Annotated in this window: 12 protein-coding genes; 8 read left to right on the forward strand and 4 right to left on the reverse strand. The window is 71.9% G+C overall.

Annotation, left to right across the window (positions count from 1 at the left end):
• Positions 1 to 78: 78 nt before the first annotated feature.
• From MKK88_RS09125 to MKK88_RS09140, 4 genes are read left to right on the forward strand one after another with little or no spacing between them, the layout of a single operon-like run.
• The gene (locus tag MKK88_RS09125; protein WP_007557650.1) at positions 79 to 483 is read left to right on the forward strand and encodes a FixH family protein; all 405 of its coding nucleotides are present in this window, start codon (positions 79 to 81) and stop codon (positions 481 to 483) included.
• Positions 480 to 2,030 (forward strand): efflux RND transporter periplasmic adaptor subunit, encoded by a 1,551-nt coding sequence (locus MKK88_RS09130; RefSeq protein WP_007557649.1) that lies wholly within the window; start codon positions 480 to 482, stop codon positions 2,028 to 2,030. The genes MKK88_RS09125 and MKK88_RS09130 overlap by 4 nt, the downstream gene beginning before the upstream one ends.
• Positions 2,027 to 5,200 carry an efflux RND transporter permease subunit gene (locus tag MKK88_RS09135; protein ID WP_007557647.1) on the forward strand — a complete coding sequence of 1,058 codons (3,174 nt, stop codon included), beginning with the start codon at positions 2,027 to 2,029 and terminating at the stop codon, positions 5,198 to 5,200. Before MKK88_RS09130 ends, MKK88_RS09135 begins: the two co-directional genes overlap by 4 nt.
• Before the next feature lie 19 nt (positions 5,201 to 5,219).
• A complete protein-coding gene (locus MKK88_RS09140; RefSeq protein ID WP_039901829.1) occupies positions 5,220 to 5,696 on the forward strand; it encodes a DUF411 domain-containing protein in 477 nt (158 codons plus the stop codon).
• 13 nt (positions 5,697 to 5,709) lie between these two features.
• On the opposite strand, the gene MKK88_RS09145 is transcribed toward MKK88_RS09140, so the two are convergent.
• Entirely contained in the window at positions 5,710 to 6,450 is a 741-nt protein-coding gene (locus tag MKK88_RS09145; RefSeq protein ID WP_007557645.1) for an NYN domain-containing protein, read from the reverse strand.
• A 272-nt stretch (positions 6,451 to 6,722) separates the two neighbouring features.
• On the opposite strand from MKK88_RS09145, the gene MKK88_RS09150 reads away from it, so the two are divergent.
• Positions 6,723 to 6,911: a hypothetical protein gene (locus MKK88_RS09150; RefSeq protein WP_243998932.1), complete on the forward strand. Its 189-nt coding sequence runs from the start codon at positions 6,723 to 6,725 to the stop codon at positions 6,909 to 6,911.
• A 17-nt stretch (positions 6,912 to 6,928) separates the two neighbouring features.
• Here the strand turns inward: MKK88_RS09150 and MKK88_RS09155 are convergent, their stop codons facing one another.
• On the reverse strand, positions 6,929 to 7,330 hold the full coding sequence (locus MKK88_RS09155; RefSeq protein ID WP_007557643.1) for a MerR family transcriptional regulator: 402 nt from the start codon (positions 7,328 to 7,330) through the stop codon (positions 6,929 to 6,931).
• 100 nt (positions 7,331 to 7,430) lie between these two features.
• Here MKK88_RS09155 and MKK88_RS09160 point away from each other — a divergent pair, with 100 nt between their 5' ends.
• The 3 genes from MKK88_RS09160 to MKK88_RS09170 all read left to right on the forward strand — a co-directional run bounded on the left by MKK88_RS09160 (position 7,431) and on the right by MKK88_RS09170 (position 11,694).
• On the forward strand, positions 7,431 to 9,626 hold the full coding sequence (locus MKK88_RS09160; RefSeq protein WP_007557641.1) for a heavy metal translocating P-type ATPase: 2,196 nt from the start codon (positions 7,431 to 7,433) through the stop codon (positions 9,624 to 9,626).
• Complete coding sequence (gene lspA / locus MKK88_RS09165; protein WP_007557640.1) at positions 9,626 to 10,141, forward strand: signal peptidase II; 516 nt, start codon at positions 9,626 to 9,628, stop codon at positions 10,139 to 10,141. The genes MKK88_RS09160 and lspA overlap by 1 nt, the downstream gene beginning before the upstream one ends.
• 302 nt (positions 10,142 to 10,443) lie before the next feature.
• On the forward strand, positions 10,444 to 11,694 hold the full coding sequence (locus MKK88_RS09170) for a sodium/hydrogen exchanger (protein ID WP_007557639.1): 1,251 nt from the start codon (positions 10,444 to 10,446) through the stop codon (positions 11,692 to 11,694).
• 18 nt (positions 11,695 to 11,712) lie between these two features.
• On the opposite strand, the gene MKK88_RS09175 is transcribed toward MKK88_RS09170, so the two are convergent.
• Complete coding sequence (locus MKK88_RS09175) at positions 11,713 to 12,999, reverse strand: hypothetical protein (RefSeq protein WP_007557638.1); 1,287 nt, start codon at positions 12,997 to 12,999, stop codon at positions 11,713 to 11,715.
• Between the two features lie 146 nt (positions 13,000 to 13,145).
• Positions 13,146 to 14,708: a TolC family outer membrane protein gene (locus MKK88_RS09180; protein WP_007557637.1), complete on the reverse strand. Its 1,563-nt coding sequence runs from the start codon at positions 14,706 to 14,708 to the stop codon at positions 13,146 to 13,148.
• Positions 14,709 to 15,178: the final 470 nt, after the last annotated feature.

Genomic DNA, 15,178 nt, shown 5'->3' on the forward strand with positions numbered 1-15,178 from the left:
TGACGCCGGCGCCGCGTGCGCCGGCACGGTGACGCGCGCCCCGCGCGGCCCTTCACATCGTGTTCAGGAGACATCCCAGTGACCAGGAATTCCCTCGCGCGCGCCGTCGCGGCCGCGCTGCTCGGCGTCGCCCTGTCGACCCCGGCCCTGCCGGCGCTCGCCGACGTCAAGGACTACCAGTTCCAACTCGTCCAGGAGGAGGCGAAGGTCGGCGACGCGGTCCTCGCGGTCCGGCTCCTCGACAGGCGCACCGGCAAGCCGGTGCCCGACGCGGTGATCTTCGCCAAGCGCCTCGACATGGCCCCCGACGCCATGGAGGAGATGGCCACCAAGGTCGAGCAGGTCCCCTCGACCGAACCCGGCATCTACCGCTTCAAGGCCCATCTCGGGATGCAGGGCCGCTGGCGCCTGTCGCTGGCCGCGAAGGTCCAGGGCGAGACCGGGACGGTCGAGGACAAGCTGATCGTCCAGGCCACCAAATGAGCCGGTCGGCATGGTTCGCCGGGTCCCTCGCCGCGCTCGCGGCCTGGGGCACCGGGCTCTGGGTCGGGCGCGACGGCCCGTCCGTGTCCGACCTCGCGGCGCGGGCGGCATCGAGACTGCCGGTCGCGTTCGTCGACCGGGCGCGGGACGGGTTCGCGCGCTGGATGCCGTCCGCGGCGGGGCCGCCTGCGGCCCGTCTCGCCGCCGCGTCCGGCCCGGTCGTCTATTACCGGGACCCGGACGGGAAGCCGGCCTATTCGCTCGCGCCGATGGCGACAGGGGACGGGCGGGAGTTCCGGGCGGTCCACGCCAGCGAGGACGTGCGGTTCGACGGCGAGGATGCCGAGGCCGGAGCCATGCCCGCCGAGGTGACCGGTAAAGACATGACCGGCCACGACATGGGCCAGGGTGGGATGGCGGCCGGCGCGGCCGGTCCCGGCAATCGCCGCGTCCTGTATTACCGCAACCCGATGGGGCTGCCGGACACCTCGCCGGTTCCGAAGAAGGACTCGATGGGGATGAACTACATCCCCGTCTACGCGGGCGAGGACGAGGGCGGCGGCGTGAAGATTTCGCCGGGCAAGGTCCAGCGCACCGGCGTGCGGACCGAGGTCGCCGAGCGCCGCGTCCTGTCGTTGCCGGTTCGGGCGCCAGGCAGCGTCGAGGAGGACGAGCGCCGCATCTCCGTCATCGCCATGCGCACCGACGCCTACATCGAGAAGGTCGAGCCGGTCACCACCGGCGACCACGTCCACAAAGGCCAGCCGCTGCTGCGCCTGTTCGCGCCCGAGATCAACGCGGTCGCGGCCCAGTACCTGACCTCCATCGGCTACGAGGGCGGCCGGCGGCGCCTGGAGAACCTCGCCATCCCGCCGGAGGTGATCGACGAGATCGAGCGCACCCATAAGGTGCCGCCCTCCATCGTCTGGTCCTCGCCGCGGGACGGCGTCGTGGTCGAGCGCAACGTCTCGGACGGGATGAAGGCCAAGTCCGGCGACGTCCTGTTCCGCATCGTCGACCACACCCGCGTCTGGGTGCTCGCCGACGTGCCGGAGCGCGACCTCGCCGCGGTGGCGGAGGGGCAGAAGGCCACGGTGCGGGTCCGGGCCTTCCCCGAGCGGACCTTCTCCGGGACCGTGACGCGGATCTACCCGCACCTGATGGCGGAAACCCGGACCGCCCGGCTGCGCATCGAGTTGCCGAACCCCGACGGAGCGCTGCGCCCGTCGATGTACGCCGACGTCGAGATCGCGACCGGCGACGCCAAGCCGGTGGTGGCGGTGCCCGACGACGCCGTCATCGACACCGGCGAGCGCCAGGTCGTGCTCCTCGACCACGGCGAAGGGCGCTTCGAGCCGAAGCCGGTGAAGATCGGCCTGCGCGGCCGGGGCTACACGGAAATCCGCGAGGGCGTCTCGGCCGGTGACCGGGTGGTCACGGCGGCGAACTTCCTGATCGACGCCGAGAGCAACCTGAAGGCCGCGCTGCAGTCCCTGACCGCGCCGAAGGACGATCGGCAGGCGGCGGGCACGGGGGCGACGCCATGATCGCCCGCCTCATCGGCTGGTCGGCCCGCAACCTCGTCCTGGTGCTGATCGGGACCGTGTTCGCGGTCGCGACCGGCGTCTTGGCGCTGCGGACCCTGCCGCTGGACGCCATCCCCGACCTCTCGGACGTGCAGGCCATCGTCTACACCGAGTATCCGGGGCAGGCGCCTCAGGTCGTGGAGGACCAGGTCACCTACCCGCTGACCACCGCCATGCTGACGGTGCCGAAGGCGAAGGTGGTCCGCGGCTTCTCGTTCTTCGGGGTCTCCTTCGTCTACGTGATCTTCGAGGACGGCACCGACCCGTACTGGGGCCGCTCGCGTGTGCTGGAGTACCTCAACGGGGCGGCGAGCCGGCTTCCCGCGGGGGTGACGCCGACGCTGGGGCCCGACGCGACGGGGGTGGGCTGGGTCTACCAGTACGTGGTGGTCGCCAAGGAGCGGACGCTCGCGGAGCTTCGCTCGATCCAGGACTGGGTCGTCCGCTTCGGGGCCTCGCGCGCCGAGGGGGTCGCCGAGATCGCGGGCGTCGGCGGGTTCGTGAAGCAGTACAACGTGGTGGTCGACCCAAACCGGCTGCGCGCGCAGGGCATTAGCCTCAACAAGCTCCGGGACGCCATCCGAGCGAGCAACGCCGACGTGGGCGGCCGCACGGTCGAGCTGTCCGAGTTCGAGTTCATGGTGCGCGGCCGCGGCTACATCCGCAGCGTCGCCGACATCGAGAACATCGTGCTGAAGACCTCGGGCGGCACGCCGCTGCGGGTCCGGGACGTAGCCCGGGTCGAACTCGGGCCGGACGAGCGCCGCGGCATCACCGAGATGAACGGCGAGGGCGAGGTCGCCGGCGGCATCGTCCTGCAGCGTTTCGGCGCCAACGCCCTCAACGTGATCGAGGGGGTGAAGGCGAAGCTCGCCGAGGTGGCGAAAAGCCTGCCGGCCGGCACCGAGATCCTGCCGGTCTACGACCGCTCGCAACTCATCGACGCGGCCATCGACACCCTGCGGCACACGTTGGTCGAGGAGAGCATCGTGGTCTCGCTCGTCTGCGTGGTGTTCCTCCTGCACGTGCGCAGCGCCCTGGTCGCCATCCTGATGCTGCCGGTCGGCATCCTGATGGCCTTCGCCGGCATGAGGGCGCTCGGAATCGGAGCCAACGTCATGTCGCTCGGCGGCATCGCCATCGCGGTCGGCGCCATGATCGACGCCGCCATCGTCATGATCGAGAACGCCCACAAGCACTTGGAGCGGGCGCCCCCGGGAAAGCCGCGTGTCGAGGTCCTGGTCGAGGCGGCGGCGGAGGTGGGTCCCTCCCTGTTCTTCTCGCTCTTGGTCATCACGGTCTCCTTCCTGCCGATCTTCACCCTGGAGAGCCAGGAGGGGCGGCTGTTCGGGCCGCTCGCCTTCACCAAGACCTTCGCCATGGCGGCCGCGGCGCTCCTCTCGGTCACCCTGGTGCCGGCCCTGATGGCGCTGTTCGTGCGCGGGCGCATCGTGCCCGAGCACCGCAACCCGCTGAACCGGCTCCTCATCTGGCTGTACCGGCCGCTCATCGCCGGCGTGCTGCGGGCCCGGGTGCTCACCATCCTCCTCGCCCTGGGCGTGCTGGCGGCGACCGCATGGCCGGCCCGGCAGCTCGGGTCGGAGTTCATGCCCGACCTCGACGAGGGCAGCCTGCTCTACATGCCGACGACCCTGCCCGGGATCTCGGTGACGAAGGCCGGCGAGCTCCTGGCGACCCAGGATCGGATCATCAAGAGCTTCCCCGAAGTGGCCTCGGTCTACGGCAAGGCGGGTCGCGCCAACACGGCCACCGACCCGGCGCCGATGGAGATGTTCGAGACGGTCATTACGCTGAAGCCGAAGGCGGAGTGGCGCTCCGGCGTAACCCTCTCCAGCCTCAAGGCGGAAATGGACGCGGCGCTCCAGTTCCCGGGCGTGTCGAATGCCTGGACGCAGCCGATCCGCGCCCGGATCGACATGCTCTCGACCGGCATCCGCACGCCGGTCGGGGTGAAGGTGCTCGGGACCGACTTGAAGGCCATGGAGGGGGTCGCCCGTCAAGTCGAGGGGGTGATCCGAGCCGTGCCAGGAACGTCGAGCGCCTATGCCGAGCGGGTCATCGGCGGCTACTTCCTCGACATCACCCCAGATCGCGAGGCGCTCGGACGCTACGGCCTGATGGTCGGAGACGTACAGGACGTCGTCGCCTCGGCGCTCGGCGGCCAGTCCGTGACGAACACGGTCGAGGGCCGCGAGCGCTACACCGTGAACGTGCGCTACCCCCGCGCCTTCCGCTCGGATCCCAGGGCCATCGCCGACGAGGTGCAGGTACCGCTGCTGGCCGGGGGCACGGTCCCCCTGCGCGAGGTCGCCAAGGTCGAGCTGACGCGGGGCCCGACCTCGATCCGCACCGAGAACGGCCAGCTCGCGGTCTACATATTCGTGGACATCGCCGGCCGCGATCTCGGCGGCTACGTGGCCGAGGCACGCAAGGCAGCCACCGACGAGGTCAAGTTGCCCCAGGGCACGACCCTGCAGTGGAGCGGGCAGTACGAGTACCTAGAGCGGGCGGAGGCGCGCCTCGCGGTCGTGGTGCCGCTGACGCTGCTGATCGTGTTCCTGCTGCTCTACCTGAACTTCCGGCGCCTGACCGAGACGCTCATCGTGATGCTGTCGCTGCCCTTCGCCCTGGTCGGCGGGGTCTGGCTGCTCTGGTGGATGGGCTTCAACCTGTCGGTCGCGGTGGTGGTCGGCTTCATCGCCCTGGCCGGCGTCGCTGCCGAGACCGGGGTGATCATGCTGGTCTACCTCGACCACGCCCTCGACGAGGTCCGCGCCCAGTGCGGGCGCGAGGGACGCCCTCTCGCGCGCCCGGACCTGCGTCGGGCCATCATGGTCGGCGCGGTCGAGCGGGTGCGGCCCAAGATGATGACGGTCGTCGCCATCATGGCGGGCCTGATGCCCATCCTCTGGAGCACCGGCTCGGGCTCCGAGGTCATGCAGCGCATCGCGGTGCCGATGATCGGCGGCATGGTCTCCTCGACCGTCCTGACGCTGGTCGTGATCCCGGCAGTCTACGCCTTGGTGAAGGGGCGTGGGCTGCCCCCGGCCGGCGCGGTCCGCGAGGGGACGAACGCTGAGGCGATGCGGCTGCCTCAGGCGGCCGAGTAAGAGGGAACGGGAGATGACGATGAGGAACGATGCGATTCCATCCCGACGTGCCGTGCTCGTGGGCTTGGCGGCGGGGCTGGCGCTCGGACGGGGCGCCTTGGCGGAGGGGCTGCCGACGGTCGCGGTGAACAAGGACCCGAGCTGCGGCTGCTGCGAGAGGTGGGTCACCCACCTGCGTAAGGCCGGCTTCGCCGTCACGGTGACCGAGGGCCCGGTGAACCCGCTCAAGATCCGTCTGGGCGTGCCTCGCGAGCTTTTCTCCTGCCACACCGCCCAGGTCGGCGGCTACGTGATCGAGGGGCACGTCCCGGCCGGGGTGATCAAGCGGCTCCTCGCAGAGAGGCCCGAGGGAACGGGTCTGGCCGTGCCGGGCATGCCGGTCGGTTCGCCCGGCATGGAGGTCGAGGACATGCAGCCCGAGACCTACGACGTCGTCCTGTTCGGGAAGGACGGACGGTCGACGTTCGCGCGGTACCGGGGCGGGGAACCGGCCTGAGGCCGCGGCGGGTTCAGCGCTCGGGCATCGCCGCCGCCGGCGCGGCCGCTTTCGCCCCCGACTTGGGCGCGGGCTTCGGACGCTGGTCCCACATCACGTAGCCGGCCGGCGGGTCGTACTCGTGCGGGCGCATGACGGAGGCCTGCCCCTCCGCGGTGACGAGCCCCGGAAACAGCGCCCTCTCGATATGCTCTCGGTTGAGCGCGATCTTGTGCGGGGTGTGCGACAGGATGTGCTGCGAGTGGGTCCGGCCGGGGGGGCTGACGCTGACGAGCTTCTTGCCGGGAAAGCGCTTGGCGAACAGCTTGGCTGTCGCCGCTTGGTCCGTATCGGCGGTCAGGAGATATGCAGTATCCATGACGTCCTGTACGGCATCGTCGTAGACGCTGAGCGCGAGATTGATGTCCGTGGCCTTCTCGGTCGGCTTCTGCCAAATGGAGCCGCAGTCCCGGCACTTGGCGTCTTCATGGCTGAAGTGGCCGAGGACGGTCTCGACGCCGACCAGCTTGAGCGCCCGGACCAGGCGTTCGTGGCGTATTTTCTTGCTGTGGTCGCCCGGGTAATAGGCCGTGCAGAACACGACGCGGACGAGCTCCTCCGACTGCCGCGGGATGATCGACTCCCCCAGCTTCCAGAAGTTGCACCACTTCAGGAAGGGCTCTCCTAAGTCGTTGACGGAATGATATAAATTGAAACCGTCGATGTAGAGTGCGGCCCGGATCCTCGATTTTTCCGCTTGACTATCCAGCCCCATGCACTCATATCCGATCCGTCAACGCTGAACGGTGCGCCGTCAGCAACCCATGGGCTCCGGCCCGTGTGAAGCCCACAGGTTCCAACCTGTGGGCTTCTTGGTTTCCGAGGCCGTTCTAGTCTGAGTTCGCCTCGCGCGGTACTGTCTTTTTATCTCCCGGGGGCTGGCAGCGCCGGCCCTTCCGGCCTTGACCGCCGACATGGTATCCCCAGGCCTCGGAACGTCGCGGGGGCAAGCCCGCGATGCCCGTCGGCCGGAACGGGGCGGTTCGCGTGGAACGCCATGCTTGGGGCCAGAGGAATGCGGGCCGTCGCCGTCGCGTCAGGCCGCACGTCCGGGCCGCCGCACGCCGAACCTTCGTCGCAATTGTGGTCGCCATCCTCGCCGTCGCGTGCTGCGGGTTCATGGCCAAGGGGCTCTTCGAGAGCCGGGTGCTGGTGACGCCCTACGTCGCTCGCTGACCCCGGGCCCAAATCGCTCACGCGGGTTCACCCAACGGCGACAGGGCCTCGATGATGCGGCAGTCGGCGACCGACCCGCAGCCGCACTGGCCGATGACCTCGCGGAGTTCCGAGGCGAGCCGGGTCAGGTCGGCCAGCTTTCGCTCCACGTCGGCGAGATGGGCGCGGGCGATGGTGTCGACCTCGCCGCAGGAGCGATCCCGGTCGTCCGCCAAGGCGAGCAGGTCCCGGATCTGCTCCACGGTGAAGCCCAGGGCTCGACCGCGGCGGATGAAGCTCAGCCGGCGCAGGTGCTCGGGCCCGTAGAGCCGGTAGTTCCCGCTCGACCGCGCCGGCGGAGGCAGCAACCCGACCTTCTCGTACCACCGGACCGTCTCGACACGGGTCTGCGTGGCCTCCGCGAGGCTGCCGATCGTCATGGAAGAGGCGGTCCGCACGGCCTTGACCCTGTAGCGACTACAGGGTGCATGTAGGCTGCCTTCCCAGTCCGGACCAGGATCCGGGCGAACGGAGCGCACCATGAACCAGGCCGCCGGCGCGGACCGCACCCCCTTCCCCACGAACGGTCCGCAGGCCCTGCGCTACAGGGTCAAGGGCATGGACTGCCCGACCTGCGCCGGGAAGATCGAGACCGCCGTCTCCCGGCTGCCGGGCGTCGCGGACGTGCGCGTGAACTACGGCAGCCAGGTCCTCGACCTCGCGCTCGACGAGGCCGCGACGCCGAGGGCCGATTTGGAGGGACGCATCGAGCGCCTGGGCTACGGCGTCGCGCCGCTTCCCACGGCCGCGGACCTGGCTATGGCGCAAGCCTCGGGCGGCACCCCGTCCGCCGAGACCGCGGCGGAGCCCGAGCCGCCGCTCTGGCGGAGCCGCAAGGCGCGGCTGGGCATCCTGATCGGCGCCCTGTTCGCCGCCGGCTTCCTGGTCGAGCGGGTCGCGCCGGGCGTGGCGGGCGAGTACGCCTACTGGCCGGGCGCGCTCGTCGGGCTCGCCTATTACGGTCGCCGCGCGGCCATGGCGGCGTTCGCCGGAACGCCCTTCTCCATCGAGATGCTGATGTCGGTCGCGACCGCGGGGGCGCTCGCCATCCACGCCGCCGAGGAGGCCGCCATCGTCGTGCTGCTCTTCACGGTCGGCGAGATGCTGGAGGTCGTGGCGGCGGGCCGGGCGCGGGCGGGGATCAAGGCGCTCGCGGCCCTTGTGCCGAAGACCGCCCGCCTTGTCGACGAGGCCGATGGCACCATCCGTGAGGTGGCCGCCGCATCGCTGGCCATCGGGCAGGTCGTGGTCGTGAGACCGGGCGACCGCGTGCCCGCCGACGGGGTGATCACCGACGGCGCGTCGAGCCTCGACGAGTCCCCCATCACCGGCGAGTCGGTCCCGAAGCCCAAGGAGGTCGGCGACCCGGTCTACGCCGGCAGCGTCAACGCCGACGGCGCGCTCCAGGTCCGGGTCACCAAGACGGCGGCCGACAACACGGTCGCCCGCATCCTGCACCTCGTCGAGGAGGCGCAGGCATCGAAGTCGCCCACGGCGCGCTTCATCGACCGGTTCAGCGCGGTCTACACGCCCGTCGCGTTCGCATTCGCGGCCGCGGTCGCCGTCGTGCCGCCGCTGCTCGGCGCCGACTGGGGCACCTGGATCTACCGGGGCCTGGCGCTCCTCCTCATCGCCTGCCCCTGCGCGCTGGTGCTCTCGACCCCGGCGGCCATCGCCTCGGGACTGGCCGCCGGTGCGCGGCGCGGGCTGCTCGTGAAAGGCGGGGCCGCGCTGGAGGTCATCGGGCGGGTGCGCACGGTCGCGTTCGACAAGACCGGGACGCTGACCGCCGGACGGCCGCGGGTCTCGGACATCCTGGCCTTCGCACCGGACGCGTCGGAGCGCTCGCTCCTCGGGTTGGCCGCCGCGGTCGAGAGCGGAAGCAGCCACCCCATCGCCCGGGCCATCCTCGACCGGGCGAGCGCGGACGGGGTGCCGCTGCGGCCGACGCGGGACGCCCGCGCCATCCCCGGCAAGGCGGTTCAGGCCACGGTCATGGGGCAGACGGTGCTTGTCGCCTCCCCGCGCCACGCCGCCGAGCGCGCGCGGCTCGGTCCCGAGGCCGAGCGCGCGGTCGCGGACCTCGAAGCCGGCGGCAAGACGGTGGTCATCGTCGTCCGTGGCGCCGAGGCCCTGGGTGCCATCGCGGTCCGGGACGAGCCCCGCGCCGACGCGGCAGCCGGCATCGCGGCCCTGCGGAAGCTCGGCGTGCGCAGCGTGATGCTGACCGGCGACAACCGGCGCACGGGCGAGGCGGTCGCGTCCGAGCTCGGGCTCGACGTGAAGGCCGAGCTCCTGCCCCAGGACAAGCTCGCCGAGATCGCGGCCCTGAAGGAGATGGGGCCGGTCGCCATGGTCGGCGACGGCATCAACGACGCGCCGGCGCTCGCCGCCGCCAGCGTCGGCGTCGCGATGGGCGGCGGCACCGACGCGGCCCTGGAGACGGCCGATGCGGCGGTGCTGAACGACCGGGTGGGCGACGTGGCCGCGCTGGTCTCCCTCTCTCGGGCGACCCTGGGCAACATCCGTCAGAACGTCGCCATCGCCCTCGGTCTCAAGGCCGTGTTCCTGGTGACGACCATCGCAGGCATCACCGGCCTCTGGCCGGCCATCCTGGCCGACACCGGCGCGACCGTCCTGGTGACGGCCAACGCGCTCCGTCTCCTGAGGGCGTGATGATGGTCCAGTCGGGGTGGGCCGGCCGGGTCGGGACCGTGGCCGGGGTGGCGGTGGCCGCCGCGGCCATCGACCTCGGCGCGAAGGCGGCGGCCGAGGCGTGGCTGGACGAAGGCGCCGTCAGGGGCGCGCTGCCCTTCGTCGACCTGAGCCTGTCGTTCAACCACGGCATCAGCTTCAGCCTGCTCCCGGCGCACGACCCGTCCTCCCTGGCGCTGCTCCTCGCCATCCAGGGCACGCTCACCTGCCTCGTGGCCGGCTGGGCCCTGGCCGCGGGCGGCGGGCTCGAACGCCTCGGGCTCGCCGCGATGGCGGGCGGGGCCGCCGGCAACTTCGTCGACCGGCTCATGGACGGCGTCGTCACGGACTACCTCGACCTGCACACCGGCGGCATCCGCTGGTTCACCTTCAACCTGGCGGACGTCTGGATCTCCGCCGGGGCGGTCCTGCTGTTCCTCGGCGGATTCCTCGCGTCCGATCGGCGGCGCGCCGCTGCCGAGGGGGAGATTTCGTGAGGGGCTCGATCCGGCGGTCGCCGTCCTGCGGACCGGGTGCGTGCTCTGCTCACGCCAGCCGTTCGGCGCGGCCGCACCGTTCCCGTCGGAGAGCCGAACGGAGTACCCTCCGACCGGCCGATCACGCACCTCGGGCGGGCGCCGCCAGCGTGATGGGGGCGGGATTGGCCGGGGCCGCCGGACACATCGGATAGGGCGCCCGGCGAGGTTCGGTCACCCCGCCGCGGCCGTGGGCCCGCCCGGCGGCGGCGCCCGCCCGCGCCCGGCTGCCACGGCCCGTGAGTGTGACGAGGAGGGACGGAGTGGGACGCTTCCTGATGCTGGTCGCCCTCGCGGTCGCGGCGGCGACGCCGGCCCTGACCTTGCGGCTGACCGGCCTGCAGGTCGGGCCCATCGGCGAGACGGCGGCCTTCGGGGCCGCCATTCTCGCGGCGGGCTTCCTGCTGTCCTGGGGGGCGGAAGCCGCCGAGCGGCACGTCTCGCAGGGGCTGATCATCGCCGTCGTCGCCCTCGTGACCGTGCTGCCGGAATATGCGGTCGACCTCTACTACGCCTACCAGGCCGGCAAGGCGGGGCCGGGCTCGCAGTACGTGCACTACGCCGCCGCCAACATGACGGGGGCCAACCGGCTGCTCGTCGGCTTGGCCTGGCCGCTCCTGGTCGCCATCCATTGGGCGCGGGGCGGCGGCCGCGCGGTGGAGTTGACCCGAGCCAACGCGGTCGAGGTCGCCTTCCTGCTCCTGGCAAGCCTGTACGCCTTCGTCATCGTGCTCAAGGACGGCATCGGGCCGCTCGATTTCGTGGTCCTGGCGGCGTTCTTCGGCGCCTACGTCTGGCGCACCCGCAGCGCGCCCGAGGACGAAGATGAGGATGAGGAGCCCGGCCCTGCCGCCGCCCTGAACGCGTTGCCCGTGGCTATGCGGTGGGCCGCGACGGCGGCTCTGACGTTGGTCGCCTGCGGGGTCATCCTGGTCTCGGCCGAGCCGTTCGCCGAGGCGCTGGTCGGCGCCGGCCGGGTCCTCGGGCTTGACGAGTTCCTCCTCATCCAGTGGCTCGCGCCGCTGGCGAGCGAAGCCCCGGCCATGACCGTCGCGGTCCTGTTCGTGCTGGCGGGCCGGGCCGCCAACGGGCTCGGCACCCTCGTCAGCGACAAGATCAGCCAGTGGACGCTGCTGGTCGGCATGCTGCCGCTCGCGATGAGCGTCGGCGCCGGCTCGCTGGCGAACCTGCCGCTCGACGCCCGCCAGGCGGAGGAGTTCCTCCTGACCGCCGCGCAATCGCTGTTCGCGTTAGGCCTGCTGCTGCGGCTACGTCTCGGCCTCGTCTCGGCATTCGCCCTGGCGAGCCTCTTCGGCCTGCAGGTGGGGCTGGCCTTCGCCTACCGGGACGACGCGGCGCGCACGGTGGCGACCCTGTCCGCGCTCGCCTGGGTCTATCTCGGGCTCGCCGCGATCCTGTTCCTCGTGAACCGCCGCCACCTCGTCGACCTCCTGCGCGTCGCCTTCCTGCCGCCCGCGGCGGGCGCGCCGGGCCGGCCGGAGCGGCCGGATTGAACGCTTGGCCGCTCGGGCCTATCGGGGCGCAGGGCCCGGCGGAGCGGGGCGGAGCGCCGTCGTGACCTCCTCGAACCGGGCGTTCGCGTCGGACCAGCTCTGGACGAAATCGAACACCTCGCGCATCGCCGGCGCGATCTCCCTGTAGGCCGCCAGCGCGGCGACGAGCGCGCCAAGCGAGAGGCGCTCCTGCACGACCAGGTAGCCGCCGATCGCGAAGAAGAAGAACGGCGTCAGGTTGGAGGTGTAGTTGTACAGGCCTTTGAGGCGGCCCTTGAGGTCGTTGATCTCGACGCGCACGCGCTCAAGGTCCTCGGCCAGGCGCATCTGCCGCGACCGGGCCGGCGTCCGTGCGGGCCGGTCGCGTGGCGGCGTGGCCTCCCGACCGGCCGGCGCCGCGGTCAGGAGACCTCCCAAGGCCCGCGTCGCGTGGACCCGCTCGCGCACCTTCGCGTTCAGGCGCCGCTGCAGGGGCGGCAGCAGCGTGAGCTGGACCGGCAGCATCATCAGCGCCGCCAACGCGAGGGCGGCGTTCTGGAGGAGCAGGAAGACGATGCTGGTCGCGAGCGTTCCGCCCTGCATCAGCGGCACGACGACGAGGCTCCCGCCGAAATAGCCGATCGGCTCGACTTCCTGCATGGCCACGGCCGCGAGCGCGGCCCGTCGGTCGGGGGAGGGCTCGCCGCGCGCGCGGCGGAGGATGGCGAGGCGCAGGCGGCGCACGAGACGCTCGTTGACGCGCCCGCGCGACCGGTTGACCGCATACTTGGCGAGCCCGCCGAGCGTGAGCACGGCCAGGTAGCTCCCGCACAGGGCGAACAGGAGCTCCACCTGGCTCAGGGTGAAGCCGAGGACCACCATCTCCGGATGCCCATCCCCATCTGCGTCGGTGATGGCGCGATTGATTATGTGCTTGGGGATTTCGAGGAGGAGCCACGCCGCGGGCAACGTCAGCAGCGAGAGCAGCACGAGACGCAGCTGGAAGCGCAGCGTCGCACGGACGACGAAACGCTCCAGGCACCAGCCATAGTTGCCCTCGCGGGCGCTGCCGGGCCTCGGCGGCACCGATCCGGCGCGGGGCTCGCGCGACGGGACGGCGACCGGGTGGACCCGTCGACGTCCTCCCGGCCCCATCCATCGCAGGCCGAGCCGGACCAGCAGCCATCCTGTCCAGGCCGGCGCGACCACGAAGGCGAGCAGGGCCAAGAGGTCGACCCACCAGTGGCTGTGGGGGTAATCGACCCCCGTCATCCGGTGGGCCAAGGCATGAATCAGGGAGGGCGTGACCAAGAAGGGCTCCGACATGGTGTCCGGCCCTCTCTCGTGAGAGCCTCGGGGCTTCCCGCGCCGTTCCGCAGCGGCGGGCTTGAGAGTGGGGGTGGCGCAGGGTGGCCGGGCCGCGGGCGATCCCGGGGGAAAGCTGTCCCGGGCGGCGTCTCGCGGACGGGGCGTCAGCGGCCGTCGGGCGTGCGCAGGCCCGCCCAGAGGTCCTCGACCTGGTCGTAGTGGGCCTTGGCGCCGTAGGGAGCCACGGGCAGCTCCGCGAAGCGCGCGGTGAGGCGGCCGAGTGCCTGGACCAAGCCGTAGGAGAACACGACGCGGTCGCGCTGCGCCACGACAAGGCCCACCCGGGCGTTGAGCAGTTCCTGTTGGGCGTTCAGGACGTCGAGGGTGGTGCGCTGGCCGGCCCGCGCCTCGTCCCGCACGCCGGCCAGCGCCACCTCGTTGGCCTGGACTTGGGCTTGTGAGGCGGCGACCTGCGCCTTCGAGGCCTCAAGCTGTGCCCAGGCTGCGACGATGCCGGCGCGGACGGCGTCGCGCACCTGCTCCGCCTCGATGCGCAGCTGCCCGGCCTGCTCCTTGGCCTGCCGGACCTGCGCGTAGACCTGCCCGCCCTCGTAGACGGGAACCGTCACCTGCCCGGCGATCCCGGCCGCAAGGACATCGTCGCCCGGCTCCTCCTCGTCGCGGCGCCTCTGTACGACGCCCGAGGCGCCGGCCCGAGGGTAGAGCCTCCCCTCGAAAACCTTCGCCTGCGCCTCGGCGGCATCGACCGCGTGGAGCGCGGAGAGGATCCGTGGATGTTCGGCCAGCCCTATGCCGAGCGCGAGTTCGAGACGTGGCGGGACCAGGCGGTCGAGCGGGCGCCCGGGGGCGAGCCGGCGCGGGTCCACGCCGATGACCTGACGGAAGACGCCGGTGCGGGCGCGGAGCTGCGCCTCCGCCGCGCTCAGCTGCGAGCGGGCTCCGGCCAGGCGGGCGTCGGCCTGCGCGGCATCCGTCCGGGTCAACTCGCCGAGCCGGAAGCGCAGGGTCGTCTGGCGGCGCTGCTCCTCCAGGACCGCGATGTTGTTGCGGTTGAGCTCCACGGTCGCGGTGTCGCGCAGGACGTCCATGTAGGCCTGCGCGGCATTGAACAGGATCGTGTTCTCGGCGGAGCGCAAGGCCTCGCGCCTGCCGAGCACGTTCGATTCCGCGCGATGGGTGTCGTTGTCCGTCTGGAAGCCGTTGAACAGGGTCTGTTCGACGGTCAGCCCCGCACCGCGCGGGAACGAGGTTCGCGCCAGGCGCTCGCCGCCTGCGGCCCCCTGCACGTTCCGTACGCCGACGTCCGCGTCCGCGGCGACGGTCGGACGGTAGCCGGCCCGCGCCATCGCGACCTCCTCGTCCGTCGCCCGCAAGCCCGCCCGCGTCGCGTTCAGTTCCGGGTTCGCGCGGTAGGCACGCCCCAGCGAGCCCTCCAGCGTCTCGGCCCGCGGGCTGCCGACCGCGCTCGCCGCGAGGGCCGCGAGGGCCGCGAGGGCCAACGCGAGGGTGCGGCGGCCGAGCCGACATGGGACGAGCCTCGCTCGGGGCGGCCAGACCGCTTTCGAGGTGTCCAACGGCAGTGGGCTCCCTCGCACCGAGGGGTCCGGGACGTCCGACGGACGTCTTCGCGCTAGCCGGAGGCCGTCGGCGCCGAGGCCGACGGTCGGCCGTGCGGGGGTGGCCAAGGGGGGACTGGGTACGCGCATCGCTCCACCCGATCTCGTAGGCGGTTCCGACCTGCGGCTGCGTCACGGCGACGGGCCGCGCGCTCACGCGAGGCGAGCGCACTCACATCCAGGTCAAGGACGGGGCTCTTCGACCCGGGGCGCCGCCGCGGCTCGCGGCAGCGGAGCGGTCAGGCGCGTGGCGGGTCGTGGGGCGGGGCGGCCTTCCGGGACCGGAAGCCATCGCCGGACAACAGGAACTCCACGGCCCGCGCGACACGCACGGGCAACGCGAGTGCGCCGTCGGGCCGAATGGCCCCATGACAGGAGCAGTGACCGTTGCACCGAGGCGATCCGGGGCGCCCTCGGTCCGCGTAGTCGTCCGCGGGCGACATGGTCGCATCCGGTTCGAACAGGGACGACGTGCCGGGCCCATTCGCGTGTTCGGGTCCGACCCGGGGCGATGTCGGGGCCGGGTCCACGAGAGCGATGATCAGGGCAAAGGCGAGCAG

This window comes from Methylobacterium sp. E-005 (assembly GCF_022829725.1).
Lineage (GTDB): Bacteria > Pseudomonadota > Alphaproteobacteria > Rhizobiales > Beijerinckiaceae > Methylobacterium.